The 17,033-nt window shown below is 69.1% G+C and carries 17 protein-coding genes; 10 read left to right on the top strand and 7 right to left on the bottom strand.

All coding sequences use genetic code 11. The features are described 5' to 3' along the window. Window positions 1-601: 601 nt before the first annotated feature. Together RM780_RS10135 and RM780_RS10130 are read left to right on the top strand one after the other, a co-directional pair. Window positions 602-1,147 carry an RNA polymerase sigma factor gene (locus RM780_RS10135; protein ID WP_311630264.1) on the top strand — a complete coding sequence of 182 codons (546 nt, stop codon included), beginning with the start codon at window positions 602-604 and terminating at the stop codon, window positions 1,145-1,147. Further along, a complete protein-coding gene (locus tag RM780_RS10130) occupies window positions 1,144-1,851 on the top strand; it encodes a hypothetical protein (protein WP_311630263.1) in 708 nt (235 codons plus the stop codon). Before RM780_RS10135 ends, RM780_RS10130 begins: the two co-directional genes overlap by 4 nt. Window positions 1,852-2,224: 373 nt before the next feature. Here RM780_RS10130 and RM780_RS10125 read toward each other — a convergent pair whose 3' ends face one another. Continuing rightward, window positions 2,225-4,129, bottom strand: a complete 1,905-nt coding sequence (locus tag RM780_RS10125) for a hypothetical protein (RefSeq protein ID WP_311630262.1) — start codon at window positions 4,127-4,129, stop codon at window positions 2,225-2,227. A 634-nt stretch (window positions 4,130-4,763) separates the two neighbouring features. Here RM780_RS10125 and RM780_RS10120 point away from each other — a divergent pair. Next, on the top strand, window positions 4,764-5,726 hold the full coding sequence (locus RM780_RS10120; RefSeq protein WP_311630261.1) for a hypothetical protein: 963 nt from the start codon (window positions 4,764-4,766) through the stop codon (window positions 5,724-5,726). Window positions 5,727-6,521: 795 nt separating this feature from the next. Beyond that, the gene (locus RM780_RS10115; RefSeq protein WP_311630260.1) at window positions 6,522-6,647 is read left to right on the top strand and encodes a hypothetical protein; all 126 of its coding nucleotides are present in this window, start codon (window positions 6,522-6,524) and stop codon (window positions 6,645-6,647) included. Between the two features lie 44 nt (window positions 6,648-6,691). On the opposite strand, the gene RM780_RS10110 is transcribed toward RM780_RS10115, so the two are convergent. From RM780_RS10110 to RM780_RS10095, 4 genes are all read right to left on the bottom strand, one after another. Beyond that, window positions 6,692-7,741: a DUF6083 domain-containing protein gene (locus tag RM780_RS10110; protein ID WP_311630259.1), complete on the bottom strand. Its 1,050-nt coding sequence runs from the start codon at window positions 7,739-7,741 to the stop codon at window positions 6,692-6,694. A 304-nt stretch (window positions 7,742-8,045) separates the two neighbouring features. Next, window positions 8,046-8,213 carry a hypothetical protein gene (locus RM780_RS10105; protein ID WP_311630258.1) on the bottom strand — a complete coding sequence of 56 codons (168 nt, stop codon included), beginning with the start codon at window positions 8,211-8,213 and terminating at the stop codon, window positions 8,046-8,048. Window positions 8,214-8,326: 113 nt separating this feature from the next. Next, window positions 8,327-10,795 (bottom strand): UvrD-helicase domain-containing protein, encoded by a 2,469-nt coding sequence (locus RM780_RS10100; RefSeq protein WP_311630257.1) that lies wholly within the window; start codon window positions 10,793-10,795, stop codon window positions 8,327-8,329. A gap of 255 nt (window positions 10,796-11,050) precedes the next feature. Beyond that, window positions 11,051-12,043, bottom strand: coding sequence for a hypothetical protein (locus RM780_RS10095; protein WP_311630256.1), 993 nt, complete (start codon window positions 12,041-12,043; stop codon window positions 11,051-11,053). A 255-nt stretch (window positions 12,044-12,298) separates the two neighbouring features. On the opposite strand from RM780_RS10095, the gene RM780_RS10090 reads away from it, so the two are divergent. Together RM780_RS10090 and RM780_RS10085 are read left to right on the top strand one after the other, a co-directional pair. Further along, on the top strand, window positions 12,299-12,799 hold the full coding sequence (locus RM780_RS10090) for an ATP-binding cassette domain-containing protein (protein WP_311630255.1): 501 nt from the start codon (window positions 12,299-12,301) through the stop codon (window positions 12,797-12,799). 69 nt (window positions 12,800-12,868) lie between these two features. Beyond that, window positions 12,869-13,426, top strand: a complete 558-nt coding sequence (locus RM780_RS10085; protein ID WP_311630254.1) for a hypothetical protein — start codon at window positions 12,869-12,871, stop codon at window positions 13,424-13,426. Window positions 13,427-13,689: 263 nt separating this feature from the next. Here RM780_RS10085 and RM780_RS27825 read toward each other — a convergent pair whose 3' ends face one another. Further along, window positions 13,690-13,920: a hypothetical protein gene (locus tag RM780_RS27825; RefSeq protein WP_394812928.1), complete on the bottom strand. Its 231-nt coding sequence runs from the start codon at window positions 13,918-13,920 to the stop codon at window positions 13,690-13,692. Next, window positions 13,836-14,351, bottom strand: a complete 516-nt coding sequence (locus tag RM780_RS10080; protein ID WP_311630253.1) for a hypothetical protein — start codon at window positions 14,349-14,351, stop codon at window positions 13,836-13,838. The genes RM780_RS27825 and RM780_RS10080 overlap by 85 nt, the downstream gene beginning before the upstream one ends. 1,162 nt (window positions 14,352-15,513) lie before the next feature. Between RM780_RS10080 and RM780_RS10075 the strand changes: the two genes are divergently transcribed. The 4 genes from RM780_RS10075 to RM780_RS10060 all read left to right on the top strand — a co-directional run bounded on the left by RM780_RS10075 (window position 15,514) and on the right by RM780_RS10060 (window position 16,973). After that, window positions 15,514-15,756 (top strand): hypothetical protein, encoded by a 243-nt coding sequence (locus tag RM780_RS10075; protein ID WP_311630252.1) that lies wholly within the window; start codon window positions 15,514-15,516, stop codon window positions 15,754-15,756. Further along, window positions 15,743-16,420: a helix-turn-helix domain-containing protein gene (locus RM780_RS10070; RefSeq protein WP_311630251.1), complete on the top strand. Its 678-nt coding sequence runs from the start codon at window positions 15,743-15,745 to the stop codon at window positions 16,418-16,420. Before RM780_RS10075 ends, RM780_RS10070 begins: the two co-directional genes overlap by 14 nt. 102 nt (window positions 16,421-16,522) lie before the next feature. Further along, window positions 16,523-16,777 (top strand): hypothetical protein, encoded by a 255-nt coding sequence (locus RM780_RS10065; RefSeq protein WP_311630250.1) that lies wholly within the window; start codon window positions 16,523-16,525, stop codon window positions 16,775-16,777. Beyond that, the gene (locus tag RM780_RS10060; RefSeq protein WP_311630249.1) at window positions 16,761-16,973 is read left to right on the top strand and encodes a LexA family protein; all 213 of its coding nucleotides are present in this window, start codon (window positions 16,761-16,763) and stop codon (window positions 16,971-16,973) included. Before RM780_RS10065 ends, RM780_RS10060 begins: the two co-directional genes overlap by 17 nt. The last annotated feature ends 60 nt before the right edge of the window (window positions 16,974-17,033 follow it).

Here is a 17,033-nt window from a genome sequence, read left to right as displayed (position 1 = left end):
CTCCCGGCTCCCGGCTCCCGGCTCCCGGCTCCCGGCTCCCGGCTCCCGGCTCCCGGCTCCCGGCTCCCGGCTCCCGGCTCCCGGCTCCCGGCTCCCGGCTCCCGGCTCCCGGCTCCCGGCTCCCGGCTCCCGGCCTTAGCATATTTCGTCCTTAATGGTCAACTACGGGCTGCTCCGCTGCGGGCTGCGCCTTCCTACGGTACGGCCGGCGCTTGGCAGCTCTGGGCCGAGGCGGCCCCTCTCGAGGGAATTCATCGAGTGCCGCCCGGTGTGCCGGTGAGGATGCGACTGCTGGCCGGGAGGAGCGATCTACCCGAGTAGCTGCTCATGGTGATCTTGGTGTGACGTTCTGTCGATAATTTTGTCGCTCGGGCTGGACACTTCCGGCTCACCGGACGGCATTACCCGATGAGAGCGTCGACGCTCTTCCGGGACCCCGCTGAGGGGGGCGGGACCCGGCGGCTTTTGGAAAGGACTTTAGACACATGTCCGAAGGTGCGGCGTCCTCCGTGATGCCACCTTGCCTCCGCGTGGGGGGAACCACCACCCGCTCCGGGAACGCCTCGCGAGTAACCCGGTGAGAACACGGGCCATGCACGGCATGGCAGACGATGAGCTGTACGAGTCGTTCGTCCTCGGTAAGCGTGACTCCTTCATCAGGTGGGCCCAGGCCAAGCTCGGGTCGCTGGACGACGCCAGGGATGTGGTCAACGAGGCGTTCTTCAAGCTCTTCCTGCGCTGGGACGACGCACTATCGAGCGCGAACATCGACGCCTTCGCCTTCACCATCCTCAAGGGCGCCATAGCCGACGCCCTGCGCAAGCGCGACCGCAGCCCCTGCACCCTGGCGGGCCTGGAGGTCCCGCCCTCCCACCAGGCGCTCACCGGCATCCCGGACGACGAGATCGAACAGATCACCACGCGGATGGAAGTCCACCAGGCCATTGCCGGCCTCCCCGCCCGCCAGCAGGTCTGCGCCACCCTGCGCTACCTGCTCGACATGACCACCGGCGAGATCGCCAGCGTCACCGGCATGTCTCCCTCCACCGTGCGCTCCCATCTCTCCGCAGCCCGCCCCCGCCTCGCCGAGGCATTCGCCGTTCCCCCGACCACCACGCCCGCAAACGAGAAAGGCAGCCAGAGTTGATCGAGGACATCCTGCGCCGGGCACAGGTCCGGCTCACTCCCTACACCACGGCGCAGGCCATGGGCGACCACGCCCGCCTGATGCGCCGTATCCGTGAGGTCAAGGAACGCCGCGCCGCGGCCCACCGCTCCGGCATTGGGGACTGGCTGGCCCCCACGTCTCCGGAACTGGCCGCGCTCATCCTCCAGGCTGCCGATGACTCGGCCATGCAGGAGGAACTCACCGAACGCATCGAACGGGACCTCATGTCCCTCTCCCGCGCGGTGATCACCGCTCCGGGCAACGCCACCAGGCTGGTGGAGTTCCTCGACGCCGACCGCCCGACCGACCCCGTCGGCGCCCGGGTCCTCGCCTGCCTCCTTTACCGCAGGGTCGACCTGGACAGCGCCCGCTTCTGGTGGCGGTTCGCCGCCGGTGCCGGCGACGCTACCGCCGCCTACTGCCTCTTCCTCGAAGCACTCCTGCGCGAGGAACTGGAGGAGGCCGTCCACTGCTACCGCAAGTACGGCGCCGACGCCTTCCTCGCCGACGACGACCCGCCCACCCGGACCCTTGCCCCACGCGCCTCGGAGGCCACGCTCCCCGACGTCGGCACCACCATCAGCGAGCTGGATACGGGCACCCACGATGGCCCCATCGCGATCCCTGCTTCCCACCCCGACCTCACTGAGACCGAACGCGCCCAGTTTCTGTGCCACCGTTGACGCCGAGGACAAGGCTGCCTGCGTCCCGCGCCTCCCGCACGAGGTGCAGGCGCCCGGGAGTCAGCGCGAGCCGTGGCTCTGCCCCTCCGGCGCCCCGAACCGCCGCGGCTGACGTTCTTCATCTGCTCCCGGTGTCCCGGGTGGGTGGGCCATCCGGCTGGCCGATGGCGTACCGCCCGTGCTGACCTCGTCCACCAACGCCCCGAGGCCGGCGCCGCCGTAGCCGATCCACCCGCCGCCCTGTTCGGCAGCGCCGATGCGCCTTCGCGCCGGGATTCGCCTGGCCCGGGAACAACCGCGTCACGCTGTGGCGTCACTGAGCCGACCGGAGTGTTGGCGTTGGTCGCGCCCGACCGGCGAGACTCCGGGCCGCTTACTGATACCGGGCTCTAGACGGGGTCCTGTTCGCCGCCAGCGGCTCGTCGTAGCGGCCGTCTTGGGGCAGGGAAGCCGAGGGCGCTTCGGGGCAGGGGGGCGGGCCGAGGATCGCTTCGGCGCCGGGGATCAGCCACAGCCCCGGATGCTGTGAGGTTGAGGCGCGGTCACTGCGGGTGGGGACAGCCCGCTGAGTCGCCGTCGCCTTTGCGCGGGGGGACACTGGCGTCCACGGCGCTGGGTGCGTTTTCGGGGAAGGCACCGGGACGCTCGCGGGTGCTGTGGCTGCCACGCGGCGCTGAGAGGGCCCTGAGGACCGGGGAGTCCGGGCGGTGGCGATGTCGGGGGAGGCGGTGGGCTTCTGCTCCGCTTGCTGGGCAGCGAGCCGTTTCCAGTAAGTAGGGCCCGGGCGGGTGCGATACCAGCGATTGCTGTCGACGAGCAGCCAGCCGGACTCGCCGAGCGCTGCCACGGCTCGGAGGATGTCGGCCTCGGGCCAAAAATTCTGAGGATCCTCGGCCTGGTGGGCGGTGATGAGGTCGCGGTTGGGCGGGCCGTGTCGGTGGCGCGCGACGTACGCGTCGACCCATGCGGCGATCTCCATTTCGCGAGCCCGCAAGTTGATAGGAACGGCCCGGGTGGGTGTGCCCGTTGCGACCCGGCCCTGGGGCTGGGCGCCGGGGATGAACGCGCGTGCGGCGGGCGCCAGGGTGAATGTGACCGGACGGTCGGGAGTGGTCCCGGATTCCACTTTTTCCAGCCAGCCGACCCTGGCGAGCGTATCCAGTACCGGCAGCACAGTGTAGCTGCAGGAGTAGCAGCACAGCCGTGCCATTGCTCGTGGCCCGACTACTCCGCGGCCGGTGGGCAGGCAGCGCGCGGTGACGTAGAGGGCGCCGAGACGCACTCCTGCTGGTTGCCCGGCCAGGAGGTGATGGCCGGCCAGGCGCTGGATCCATCCGTTGAACTGTTTGCGGGAGTCCTTGGAGAAGTTGAAGGGCTTCTGGTCGGTCGCCAGGTGCGGCATACGGCACACAGCGGGTGGCTTCCCGGGGACAGCGGCACGTACCTCAGTGAGGGAGGCTTCCAACCAGCCGATGGCAACCAGCTCCTCGAACGCGGCATCGCCAAGCCCCATCCAATCGGGATGGAGGTGTTCGCTGGTCGCGAGAAAGAAGTCGTCGCGGCGACGGCCCAGCGCACACAGCAGCGCGAGGAGGCGAGCTTCGGGAGTACGGCCGGCCTGCTGATCCGCCAGGTAGGCAAGTGCCGCTCCAGTACGGTCTCCGAAGTCTGTCGGGACCTGCCATTTCTGCGGTTCCAGCAAGGACGCCCCGGGGTTCGTGCTGGTTTCCTCAGTTTCGGTGATCCGGGCTTGGCGGATCGCTTCGGCCTCGGCGGCGCAGACTGGGCAAGAGCGAGCCCGGATCGCGTCGGGCAGCGTCGAGGTCCCCCTGCGCGAAGCGGGCGGCGCGATGGCCGGGGCAGGCCGGGGCACCCGGGGCTGGGGCCGGCCTCCAGCGAGGATCTTCGCCCGCGGAATGGCCGCGGCGCACGCTGCGCACATTTCGGCGAGCACCCACAGGCGCCCGACCAGATCGGGCACCAGGGTCAGCGCCGGTGGGCCGGCGCAACGCCGGAGACGCGGATGGCGCGTGCAATTGTCGCCCGCACAACGGCATGAGGCGTCGCAGTTCGGAGCGCCGGCATGCAGGATGTGCTCGCGGACGTGAGCGAGAGCGGCCATCCGCGCCAGCAGGGGGTCGCGGAACCGCCGGGGATCGGGGGCACAACGTGGGGAACTGCACACGATCTTCGAGATGCCCAGGGCGGGGCGGCCGTGCGGGTCGAGCCGTACCGTCCATTGCCGCCCCGGCCTGCGGATGGTGATTGCCGACTCCACGATGTTCCTGCTCCCGAAAGTCATGCCGCGCTGGAAGGAACACCATGGTCCTGGCAGGTGCCCAGCCCGGCTGTGACCGCGCCGCGCGTCGGGCACTTCCTCGCCCGGCTGGGGGAACCCCGTCTGCGCCAGGCCGTAGCGCGGGTATGGCGACAGCCGACGAATCCGAAGGCGGCCCAGACTGCCGAGCGCCGGGACGCGGGGGACCCTTTTCCGGCCTGCTTTTCCCGGAGACTACTGTAATCGCCGGATGACGGCCCAACTAGCTCCAGCAAATTTTTGATCATGCGACTTCCGCGGTCGGAGTCGTCGACCGGGCGCGCAGGCAGCCAGACATGCTCTTCGCCGACCGCAGCTACGACCACGAAAAGTACTGCCGACTCCTGCGACAGAGCGGAATCCGGCCTGCGATTCCCGAGCGTGGCCAGCCGCACGGCACTGGCTTGGCGCCTTCCGCTAGATCGTCAAGCAGACGATCGCCTGGGCGCCCGGCAAGCCTCGTAGGAGTTCCCGGCCAGGACGTCACGTGCATGCAGTTCGATGCGAGCATGAGTACCTGCACCGCACCCCGGCAGCAACTCCCCGTGACGAAAACGCCTTTCCCCGGTCAGTGCCTTCTGGCAGGCTGTGCCGCGTGACAGGCGAGGGCGATGCCAGCAAGCATGACGATGCGTGGGCGATGGAAATGCTCCATCGAATACAACGAGGCGCACAGGAGGCGCATGAGCGTCGCGACGCGCTCGCGGCAGCGGTCGACGCAATAGCTGACGGATTCAGACAGTTGGGCCTCAAGCCTTGGGTAACGGAGCGAAGGAGCCAAGCGCGAGAGGACGTGAATGCGCCCGATGTCCTGCTCGGCGACCGCGCCGAACCGGTCGCGAAGATTCTCAGATATGAATCAGCGGTCAACATCCTTAGCGCCGCCGATCAGCTTCGAGGTTTCGCCGTCCTGCTTCGCGCGGAGGCATCGTTGATGGGCGGGGTCTCGGTCGCGCGCGGCATCTTCGAGGCATGCCTATGGGCCACAGCAGTGATCGACCCGACTATCACCACTGACGAGCGTCTCCAACGCGCCCTAACGCGTCGTCTCGCACGGCTCTCGGCAGGTATCCGTCTAAAGGGCATGCTCGGTGATAACGTCACTGACGCCGAGCAGGTCATCGACAACGACGGCCACATCGATGACGCGCACGGGACCAACCGGGATCCTGCGAAGGACATCACCGACATCGTGAACTACGCCGAGGGCCGGGGCTGGCGCGTAAAGAAGGGCCGCCGCGCCTTCGAGATCACGCCCCTTTCGATTGACTGGCTCAGCGAAAACCTTGAGCGCCGAATCGGCATCGAGGAGTACGCCTGGACAAGCGGGTCGTCGATGGCGCACGGCGAGCATGCCGCCGACACGGCATCGTGGGTTGAACTGTCGCAAGACCTTGGCACGGCTCCGGCGTGGTTGATCCAATTGTGGTCGACCGGCGCTTGGGCGGGGCCACGTCTCTTCCTTGCAACGCTCGCTGGCTACACAGGGAGGCTGAGCCTAGGCCGCGAGTATCAGCGGTTCGAGAAGCTGTTCCGGAACGAGGAGGGCAAGAGCTAAAGTGAGCACTTGGTTCCGGCTTTCTGTTCATGGGGATTCCAAGGAGTCACCGATCGCGCAATGAAGCGATTCGCTGGGAACATCACTTCTGCGGAATTTGATAGAGGCATCGCGGGTCCGCCTCGAATTGGTTCCCTTGTGGCGCCGCTCGAACGGCAGGCGAGTTCCGCCGGTGGACACGCCGAGACCTTGCGGCTGTCGGCATCACGGCGCTGATGGGGTGGGTGGCGCGGAAGTTCCGAAGCCGCCGGGCCATTTACAGTAGCTGGCCACGGATTCTTCTGCGTGGTCGGCACGCTCATGCGGGCTGGTTCGGTGTCGGCGGCGGTGGTCGGGCCGCCTGGCGCGCATTATGGCGATGACCAGACAGGGGCGGCTATGAGAACCGATTTCATTGACCGGGCTGCGACGGTCCTGGGCCACAGCGCGGGTAGGGTCCGCTGGCCGTGCGGAGCAGCCTTGCCAGACCGCGCCGGGGGGTACCGGGATAACCCCCGGGCTTTCGACGAGGCGGTCAGCCAGGCGCGGGACCGGCAGGTGGAGCTGGTGTCCTGGGCTGAGCGGCACGGGCTGAAGCTGAGCGATGCTGGCTGCTGTCCGCGGTGGCTGCAACGGAACATCAGCCTACAGTGCCGTGCCACTGGTTCCTCGACCCCGTGTACGCACTATGGGCCGTTCGACCAGGCACCGGATCGCGCCTGGCTGGACCACACGACGAGCTGGCTGCGGAACGGCAGGCCCGCCGTCCTGGCATCGGCTCCCTACAGTGTCTCGGAGTGGGCCGAAGAGCGGCTCGTGTTCTGGACGAAGCGGGACTCCAGGCTGCGCTTCACCCGGGGCGGCGAGGGCTGGTACGGGTTGGGCACTACACAGCTGATCATGTGGCGCTGCGACCGGGTCGCGCACGTCAGCGCCGTCTGAGCCGCCCCGGGGCCCGGCGGCGCCGGGCGCGGACCCAGCCGTTCTCAGGTGCCGGGTTGCTGCCACCGGCGATGGGTGGCAGCCCGTTTCCTGCGGCGGCGGTCGCATTGCCAGCACGTCCAGTCCGGAGCCTGTGGGATCGCGGTGCCGTTGTAGCAGCCGGAGGTGGCGCATCGCTGCCGCGCCTTGCCGGCCGCGCTGGGGAAGAGGAGACGAGGATCCTCCCCGGGGTCGGGGCGTTCCGCCCATTCGGGCAGGACCCGGCGGATGTGGTCGGAGTGACGCAGGACGTTGAAGGCCTCCCACTCGGCGCCGACAGCGCTGGGCGCTGTGCTGTGGTCGGAGTGCGTGGGGCAGCGCTGCTGCTGCCAGCGGCCCGCTGTGGTGAGGTCGTGGAACACGTTGACTTGGTAGATCCACATGGTGTCGCCTGCGGCGAGCACGAGTTGCCCGGCGCGCCCGGGGGCGGTGGGCACACGCTCCTCGACCCAGCTGCCGTCTGCGTTGTCCGGATCAAGGACCGGGTTGGCGCAGCGGGAGCCTTTGCGGGTGAGGGCGACGCACTGCACCTCGTTCAGCTGGCCGCGCGCGAGCCACCCGATCGTGCTGGTGCACTTGATGATGTCGCGAATCGGGGCTGCATCCTGGGCCAGCTCGCACGGCAGCACGGGTTCGGTCTGGTCCGGGCCCGGGTCGTGGGGGACGAAGCGGCCTCTGTGCTGCCAAGTGCGAGTCTTGATCTTCATCGCTCGGCGGAGCTGCTCCAGCATCGGCGACCGTGCGGTAGAGGGCTCCTCGCCGCTGGCAGGGAAAGGGCACACCGCCGGGTGGGCAATCCAGCACCACTTTTCGCGGTCCTCGGGGTGCATGAGCCGGGCCACACCGTTCTCCACCGTCCACCGGAAGGATAGCGGGATGCCCTTGACCGGATATTCCCGCGGGACCAGGGGAACCCGCGGTTCCTGGAACCGGTCGAACCATTCGATCAGGTGGCCGCAGTAGCGGCATCGGCCCACCGAGGCGCGGCGCGGCGTCTTCGACGCGCTGGAGGGCTGGATCGACAGCGTCCGGCCCCATGGGTTGCCTCTTGTCACGGTTCCGTTCATAGCCGCCGCCAGCGGAATTCACGGTGACCGGCAGCTCTATGACGTGTGACGCGTCGCCGAAATTGACCCGGACTGCGCAATGCGGCGAGACGCTGTAAAGAGAATTTACACTCCGTCCGGGCTGTCAGGAGCTATTCTGCGTGGTGGTGGTATTCGGCCCTTTCATGACCCGTGGCAGTGCAGTTCCGGGCCTCCGGAGTTCCGCAAAGCCGATCTGCTCCCGCGGATCTTCCCAGGGCGTTGCTCCGTTCCTCTTCCGGGGAAATCGGCGGCTTCCATGGAACTCGTGTGTTCAGCGAGTGCTGCCCCTCAGCGGGGCCCCGGGCAGCGGGAACGGGCCGGAGTCGAAGACGGAGCCAGCCATCCCCGCACAGCTGAAGTACCTGGCCACCTTGGTGAGGAAGGCCGGCAGGGAGCGGTCCGACACCGAGCAGGCCAGGGTGGCCAAGCGCACCGGCATCGAGCCGCGCCGCCCCCCGGGGAGTCGGCCTCGCCGCCGCTGACGACATCGCCGCGCACAAGCTGATCACCGCCCTGGTCGGCTCCTAGCGCTGGGTGCGGGCCGCACGGAGGTCAGCCCGTGCTGCCAGCGACATGCGCGATGGCGCGATCGGCAGCGGTCGGCGGCGCGCTCTGCGGGGCGGCGGGCAGGCTGGTGGCGTCCTTGAGGTGGTCGCGGAACCGCGCGCGCAACCGGGCAAGAGGGGCGGTGGCGCCCAGGCGCCTGAGGAAGTCCTCGACGCCCCAGGTGACCAGCCCGCCCTGCCGGGAGAGGTAGAGCCCCACGCGGTCGATCCCGAGGACGTTGTCGTAGTCGAGCAGGAGGTAGCCGGCGAGCTGGTAGATCTCCTCCCGGCCCAGCCTTCGCGGCTCCCGGGCCGCCTTGCAGACCAGCAGGAGGCCGCCGAGGATGAAGTCGGCATCGGCGCCGCCCAGGTCGGCCGAGCCGGAGAACTCCGGTCCGCAGATCCGCGCTGCGGGCGGCAGTGCACGGAACGCGGCGAACGGTTCCTCGGCCAGCTGCATCTGCTGGGAGATGTCCTCGACCGCGTAGGCCGGGACGCGGGCGCTCAGATCGGCCAGCGTGGTTTCTTCCGAGGCGTCGGCCAGCATGCTGTGGCGGCGGAACGTGCCCGTACGGTAGACGTCCTCGAAGTAGGCGGCGACGAAGGCGAGCCGGATAAGGGTTTCCTCGCCCAGCGAGCCGGGCGTGGCCAGCCAGGAGTCGAAGGCCTTCAGCAGCTCGGCACCCGCGGCGCGCAGCGCGGCGCGGCCCTCGGGCGCCGGGGCCCCGCGCGGCGGCTCGCTGCTGCCCGCCAGCGCAATACCGGAGGTCAGCGCGTTCCCGGGCCCAGAGCCGAGAGAGAGCCGGAGCCGGTAGTCGATGGCGTGGCCCAGCGCCCACCACTGGGGGTACTGCACGTCGCTCGGCTGCACAGGGCGGGGCAGGGCACGGATGCGCTGCTGGAGGTCCTGGACCAGGGGGACGGTGCTGGGGAGATGCTCGGCCATGAAGTGACAGACCGGCGAAGCGGGGTGCTTCAGCTGGGCGGTCAAGGGCAGCTCGACCAGGCGAGGGTCAGCATCGTCGCCGCGCGCATCGCCGACGATGCTCTTCTCGTAGTCCTCGATCCAGGCCAGCTTCTCCACGTCCAGCAACTGCCGCGCGCGGGTGACGGCGACGTAGATGAGCCGGGCCTCGGCCGGGTCCAGGAGTCGCGGGCGGCCGTCCTCATCGACACCGGGAGCGACGAATCCGGCGCCGATCCGCACACTGGACCACTCGCGGCCCTTGGCCTTGTGCGCGGTGGAGACGGTGACCTGGGCCCGGTCCTCGGAGGACAGCCGGTTGACCGCGTCGATGATCTGGTGAGGGCCGTACTTGTCGACCAGGCTGACGATGGCCTTCAGGTCCTGCCCGGACTTGTCGCGCTCGACGTACTCCTGGACCTCTCCCCAACTGGCGAAGAGGAACAGCTCCGGGTGGCTGGTGCGCTTGCCCTCCTTGAGTTCCAGCGCCGCATTGGCAATGCGGTTCAGCGCTTCCCCGCCGCCCGTCAGCGCGACCGGCACCCCCAGGTCGAGGAACTTCAGGACCTCTGCCATGGCGTCGGCGTTGCTCCGGCACAGCACCGCGTCGGGCTGCGCCGCCGTCCCGACCCGGGAGCCTTCCGGACCGCAGCCGCTGAGCTGCATGTTGGAGTCGGCGTGCCGCAGCCAGCGGTTGGCCACCGCGGCGATCTGCGGACCGAAGCGGAAGGACTGCGTCAGCGGCAGCTGCTCGGCGGGGAAGCCGGTCATCACATCGCGTGCGCTGCGCCAGGCGTAGATCTGCTGGGCCGGGTCTCCCACGCAGACCCGCTGGGCGGGCTGGTTGAGGAAGATCTCCTCCAGCACGGGGTTGGTGTCCTGCGCCTCGTCCAGCAGGACGAAGTCGGCCGGCAGTACCGGGTTGCCCATCGCCCAGAGCTTCATGTAGTGATCGTGCTCGAAACGCAGCTGACCTTTCGGGGAGCTGATGTCCTCCCACGCCCGGACCGCGAAGGGCAGCAGTACACGGGCGACGAACTCCTGCTCCTCGTCCTCCAGGCCGTTGACGTACTCCATGTGCCGCGCCAGCACCTGCCGGTCAGCGGAATAGCAGAAACGGCGGATCATGCCCGTCACCAGACGCGCCTGGTGATTTACCGTCACCTTCCGGGCCCCGATGTCCAGTTGCCGGTTGATCCCCAGGATGCTGGCCGTCACCCAGGCGGGGACGCGGGCCGACGCATCCAGCCGGCCCTTGAACCTCCAGCCAACAGCCCGGAACGCCACGGCGTGCGCGGTGCGGCAGTCGACATTGCTGCCGAAGCGGCGGCGAGCGTCATCCGCGATGGCCCGGTTGAACGCGACGTACAGGCCCCGCTTCGGGGTGCCGGCTGCCATCAGCATGAGAGTGGAGGTCTTGCCGGTCCCGGCTCCCGCGATGAGAGCCAGATCCTGGTCGGCCCCGAAGACCTCGCAGGCAGCCTGCTGTTCCTGTGTCGGTTCGAGGGCCATCAGTTTCCTCTCGGGAGGCGCGGGTCCATCCGCCGCAGGGCAGAAGAATGCCCGCTTATCACTCTTGGTCAATTAGGCTCATCAGTGAGTGATTCACCTGGGAGTAACGGAGGGGTCGGCCGGTGTCGGCGCCGCATCAACCGCGCAACCACCAGGGCCACGGACATCCGGCATGCGACTAGCACGCTGCCCGGCCAGCCTGCGTCTCCGGGCTGGCGCGCAGAGCGCCACGCGGCTCCCCGAGCGCGCCGTCAGTCAGTCGTCGTCATCCTCCGGGGTCTGCGCGTCGTCCGAGCCGGAAACCGGCGTCTCGTGGACATCGAAGGGCCCCCCGCGCACCGACAGCAGGGTCGGCCGCCCTGTCGTGGCCAGGACCTGTGCGCGATAACGCGGCCCGGTGCCGAACTGGTGCGCCTGGACACCTTCCGGGTTGGATTGCCACTCATCCAGGTGCTGGGCGATCGCGTCCAGGAGCTGGAGCTCGACATCGGGAGCTGCTGTCGCTCCCGCGGGTGCGAGCGTGCAGTGCAGGACGGAGACGATGGTCGCGGCGGTGGGAGCGGCCAACCATGTCTCGGCCTTGTGCTCCATGACGCTGGTCGCCAGCCGGGCGAGCGTCGCATCGAGGGGGTCCCGCCGCCACGGTTCCGAAGCGGCAAACGCCGGGTCCTCCTCCAGCCATGGCAGGAGAACCCGGCACTCGTAGGCGTTGAGGTCGACCGCGCTGCCGGCGAAGAGGCGGTGGAACACACGTAGCAGCACGTCGCGGCGGCGCGGCCTTGCCCGCCGCTCGTACAGGCAGTGATGGCACAGCCAGCCCATCGCTGCATATGGCCAATCCGCGGCGGGCATCCGGCCGATGAGATCCCCCGCCTTGACCGGGTCAGCGCATAGCCCGCAGCCGATCTCCGCCGCGGCCGGCTTGACCACGCGAGGGCGGGGAAGGCGGCCGCTCCCCTCCGGCCGCCGCACCCGCGGCCGGACGGGCGGCCCGAAGGACCCGGGAGCCTCCCGCCACCCTCTCAGCACCCGCACACACTCCCGCAGGTCGTGGTCGTCCGCGGCCCGAAGATTCCTGAGTCCCACCGCCTTCAGCAGCCGCGGGCCCACCCATTCCGGCCGGCGCACCGCCACGCCGACAGCCTCGATGCCCGCCTCGACCAGAGCCCGCAACGAATCGCCTGCGCACCTCTCAAGATTAGGTACATCGAGAACAGCCGAATCGAGGGGCACCATGACGAACGCCACGTCGCAACACTCCCGCCTAGTGGAGATATCACCCTCACGATGACGCCAACCGCCCACGATGCCAGGCACCGGCAGCCTCGCACTCCCCGTGTTGGAGTAGCAGATCCCCACCCAGGAGGGGTAGCGCCGCCCGGGTTGACGGGGGATCCCGTCTGCACAAGCGCGCTGCGGACGCGTCCCTTTCCCATCCTCCGGGAAACCGGCGAGGGGTGGGCGCCGTCCATGCCTTTCCCGTCGCCGTCCTCGCTGAATCTCGTGAGCTGCGATCTCCCCGACCACCGGGGGGTCACGACCTACCTGGTCTCAAGCCTCGAACCCGCGCTGCGCGTGATGGTTCAGTCCGTCGGCGGCATGGGGCTTGAACTGGTCACGCTGCTGCGCCGCCTCGTCGGTCATGGTCGGCCGCCCACGCCCGAACCCGGCGGCGGACACACGGTGCACTGCTACGACCTGGCCCTGCGCGATGTGACGTTCCGCTACGGCCCGCACTCGGAACCCGTGCTCGACAGCGCGAACGTGCGTATCGACCACGGCGAGCACCTAGCCCTCGTCGGCACCAGCGGCATCGGTAAATCCACCCTGGCCGATGTCCTCTCCGGCCGCGAGGCCCCGGATCGCGGCACCGTCCTACTCAGCGGAGCCGCCCTATCGACCCTGCGCGCCGACTGGCTGCGCCGCACCGTCGTTCTGGCGCGCTGGCCCAGGCGCAGATCAGTGGTCGCCATCCCGGTCACCAACCCGGTGTGTTTTCCGTAGTATTGGCCCGTGACGAGCCCCGACGGAGTGTTGCCAGAGCCCGGCGGTAGTCGGCCGAAAATGGCAGGCATGTCCAACGTGATCAGAGATGCGACCATCGGCGGGCCGACGGTACAGGCAGGAAGCGTCAATGACATACATATCTGGGCGCGCACGCTTCTCTCTGAGCGGTACCAGGCGTATGAAGCATTCTGCACTGCTTGGGAAGAGCTGGAGTCCGAGATTCGCCCAAGCCGAATCCCGTTCGGAATCCCCACTGATTCACTCCCATCCGCGTTCGAGGTAGAAAATTCACAGCGGCTGTTGGAGAATCTGAAGCGGCGGCAGGTGAGGATTTCACTCCTTGACGGAGAGGAGTCCCCGTCGGCCGACGTGCTAGACGCAGCAACACGCGCCGTTGCGACCCTCGGCCACGCAGTCCTCCAGTTTCACGATCGCGGAGATCTGGACAAAGTAATCGCAGCGGGAGACGCGATGGCCGAGGCAGGGGATCTCCTCGACGTAGCCGCAGAGTCCTTCCAAACATTCCTCCGGCACGCGAGGACAATCTTGAGCTCGCCAGATAGCGATCCCCACCCGATAGCCACGGAAGCGAATAAGAGCATCGATATACGGCGCCACGAGTGAGCCGTTGTAGCGGCGGGGGTTCGCCGATGCGGTACCGGGGCCGGCCCGCTCGACGCGTACCCAGGGGCCGAAGGCGCGTCGCGGGCGATGATGCGGTAAGTGGTGTCGGGCGGCCTGGCTGGCGACGGGTTGGACCCGGCAGCGCACACGGACGGGAGTGCACGAGGGGCGCCAGCCGACGTTGCTGCGGTCGTCGGTGGTCCGCTCCTGGGGGTAGAGGAGGACGGTCTTGTTCCCGAAGTCGAGGAGGCTCACGGTTGCCATCACTCGTCATCGAGTGGCCGGTGGGGCAGGTCCCGCCCGGGTAGCGCAGCAGGTGCCACGGGCGTGAGTGACCGGGGGAGGTAGGGCACTGCGGTGAAGGCGCCGTGGGGGGCGTCGAGGAGTGCCCACTTCTCGTCGAGGATGGTCAGGAAGCTGGTGGCTGCGCGGGTGTCGATGGTGTACGAGTAGTTCCCATCCGTCTCGCAGCAGTATCCGCCCGGGTTGCGCAGAACGCGAACGGCGGCGGCAGCTTCGACGGAGACGACCCGGGCGCGGTAGTGCGCGTGATTGCGGCGGCCCGCTCGTCAAGGTCGGCGATGCGGGCGCGCAGGCGGTGCTCCACGTCTTTCAGGAGCACGGCGGCGAGGCGCTGCGCGCCGTCGTCCAGTTCGCGGCCGAGGCGGGCGGCGACATCATCGACGGTCGCGTAGGCCACGGCCCTCCCCATTCGGTCGTTCGACCGCGGCGTCAGGCGGCGAGTTCGGGGCGGGTCGAGTTCGGTGACCCGTTCCTGGGCGGCGGCGGAGGCCGGGAGCCAGCGGTCGGGAAGGCGAAGGCTGCGGATGGCCGACACCCGGCCGACGGTGGCATCGCCGGGGACGAACGCGCCCGCCGCCCAGGAGAGCGATTCGAGGAGCCCGAGCGTCGGGGCGGCGATCACCGGGATGCCGCCAAGGTCCGGTAAGCGGCGTGGTTGAGGCCGATCACATCGCGCACCTCCGCGCGGCCGGAGCGCTCGTGGCCCGTCAGCGGGTGACGAGCATCTCGACCAACGGCTGGCCGAGCCGGTGCACATCTTCCTCCGTGACCGTCCACCGTCCGCTGCGGCTGGCCCGTTCGAGGGCGACCGCACGGGCGGGCAGCGCGAACCAGCGCGGCCTGCCGGGCGCGGAGTTCGTCCGAGAGCGCGCAGGGCGGCGGTCACGCGGCGGGGGTAGGGGCGAAGTCGGCCGCAATGTACTGGGCGGGGCCCATCCGGATCACCGGCGGCGCCTCGCCGTCCCGGACCGAGATGACTATGGTGACGAACCCCCGGCCGTAGATCAGGGCGTCCAGATGGGCGAGCTGGGACTTCTCGTCCAGGTCGTTGGCCTGCCACCACTGCCACCGCCGGGTGTCGGCGACCGCCGCATCGCTAGCCGGAAGGCTTCGACGCCGAGCCTCTTCGAGTGCGTCGATGTACAGCGCTGGCTAGTTCACCACGGTGGACCGACGGCGCATCCCCGGCGGCAAGGACAGTCCGATCGAGGCGAGGGCCATCGGGAAGGTCTGGATGCGCTGGTCAAGCGGCCCGCTGGTGGACCTGGCAGGCGGGGACGGGAATGGGCTGACACCGGGGTGGTGCCAGCCCAGGCCGCGTGGGGGAGCTGCAAGACACCCCCAGCGCTTTGCGTGTTATATCCCCGTGATTCAGGTTGGAGCCCAAAAGTCCCGGGTTGGGTACGTCGTTCTTGCACCCGCACGTGCAAAGCCGTGCACTACGAGAGTCCCAGGTGCTGTCATTTGCAGCAACCGGAGAGGGACACGGCTGCATCAACGCCTGCGGAAGCCTGGCCCCGGCAGGGCCCTACCGCCACGAAATCGCGAGGTCGTTCCCCGCATAGCGGTCCTGTAAACCGTGTCAAGCTCACCCCTTTTTTGTAATCGGTAGCAGGGACAGAGCCGCATCAACCCGCCGGTTCGGATTACCCGCTGAACAGATCTGCTGCCAGCATGAAGCCAGCCGCACAGGTGTCTGCAAGCACCCGCGGCGTGGAGCCCAACAGTCTTCTGCCTGGCGGCGGTTAAGGCCGCCAGGCCCCTACAAGATGGGTTGAGTACTCGTGATTGAGCAGCCCGCCGGCGGCGCACCCGCCGGCAAGCCGCCCGGGCCGCGGCCCGCCAAGTACCGCACCGTGAAGGTCCTGCTGGTCGTCATCGTCTTCGTGGCCGTCCAGGAGATCTCCCGGATACCGCTCGTCCCCGCAGGACACCTCCTGCTCGCCCTGCTCCCCGCGGGGCTGGTGCTCGGGCGCCGCCCGGCCGCCCGGCCGCACACGGGGAGGTGGCGGCATGGGGCGGCCTGAGAAGCCGCTGCCCTCCACGGGCAGGGCCCTGCGCGAACTCGCCGCCTGGCTGCGGGCCCACCGCCGGGAAGCCGAGCTGACCTACGCCAAGCTGAGCAGGGTCGTCGGCTACCACCCCACCACTCTGCAGCGCGCGGCCTCGGGCACGTCCGTGCCCCGCATCGAGGTTGTGGAGGCGTACGCCCGCGCGTGCGGCGGCAACGTCGACCAGGCCCGCCGGCTGTGGCGGATGGCCCGCTACGAAGCCACCGCCGGCCGCCTGGGAACGAAGGAGGACGCCTACTACCGCCCCTCCCGGCCCGAGCTGATCCGCGACATGGCCGACCTGCTGCCCGCGATGGTCGACCTCTACGAACGGGCCGGGGCACCTCCGCTGCGCGCGATGGAGCAGCGCGCCGGCGGCCACGGCGAGTTGCCCCACAGCACCGTCCATCGCATCCTCCACGGCAAGGCCGTGCCCACCCGGCAGCAGTTCATCGCCTTCATCGAGGCGTGCGGCATCATCGCCGGCAAGGACCGCGTCGCCTGGCTGCGCGCCTGGGGACGCATCCAGGAAGCCACCCTGCACAAGAGCACCCGCCATCGCGCCTGGCACACCGCCACCTTCACCACCGGCCCCTCCGGCCACCGGCCCGACACCGGCACCGTCGCCAAGGCCGGGTAGCCCGCACCCCCGCGGCTCAGGCGCGAGCGGCGGCGATCGGGGCGGAGAAATGGCGTGGGGCCTTCGTTGGACAGCTAATCGAACATGTGGTCGAATTTGGGTATGAGGCTGCCTGACTTCCCTCACGATCTGATCCGCGACCAGCACGCCTGGAACGTCACGTACGCGGAGCTCGCTGTCGCGGGGCCGTCCACCTATGCGGCGTTGCGCCGGAGGCTGATCTGGCTGTCCTGCCGGATCGCCGTCCATCCGTTCTGGGCTGCAGACCAGAGCAGGGCGGCCTGGGGGGAACTGCGCCGCCGCGTTCGGGAAGCTGAGCGGCGCGAAGCCAGGCGGGCGGGTGAGGGCAGCGACTGAACGGCGGGAGCAGATCGTGCGGGCGATCCGGGCGAGCATCGCCGATCGCGGCGTTGCACCGACCATCCGGGAACTGGGGCAGGCTGTCGGGCTGTCCAGCCCGTCATCCGTGCTGTATCAGCTCCGGCGGCTGGAGGAGCAGGGGATCGTGCGCCGGACAGGTCGGCGGTGGCGTTCCTACGGCCTCTCTGCGTGAAGGGTCGATGGGATCGGGCGGCATCTCCTCCCGGGGGGAGCAAGTCGCGGCCCCCGGCGC

Origin of the sequence: Streptomyces boetiae, from assembly GCF_031845405.1 — a bacterium.
Lineage (GTDB): Bacteria > Actinomycetota > Actinomycetes > Streptomycetales > Streptomycetaceae > Streptomyces > Streptomyces boetiae.
This window is presented reverse-complemented; position numbering and strand designations above follow the sequence as displayed.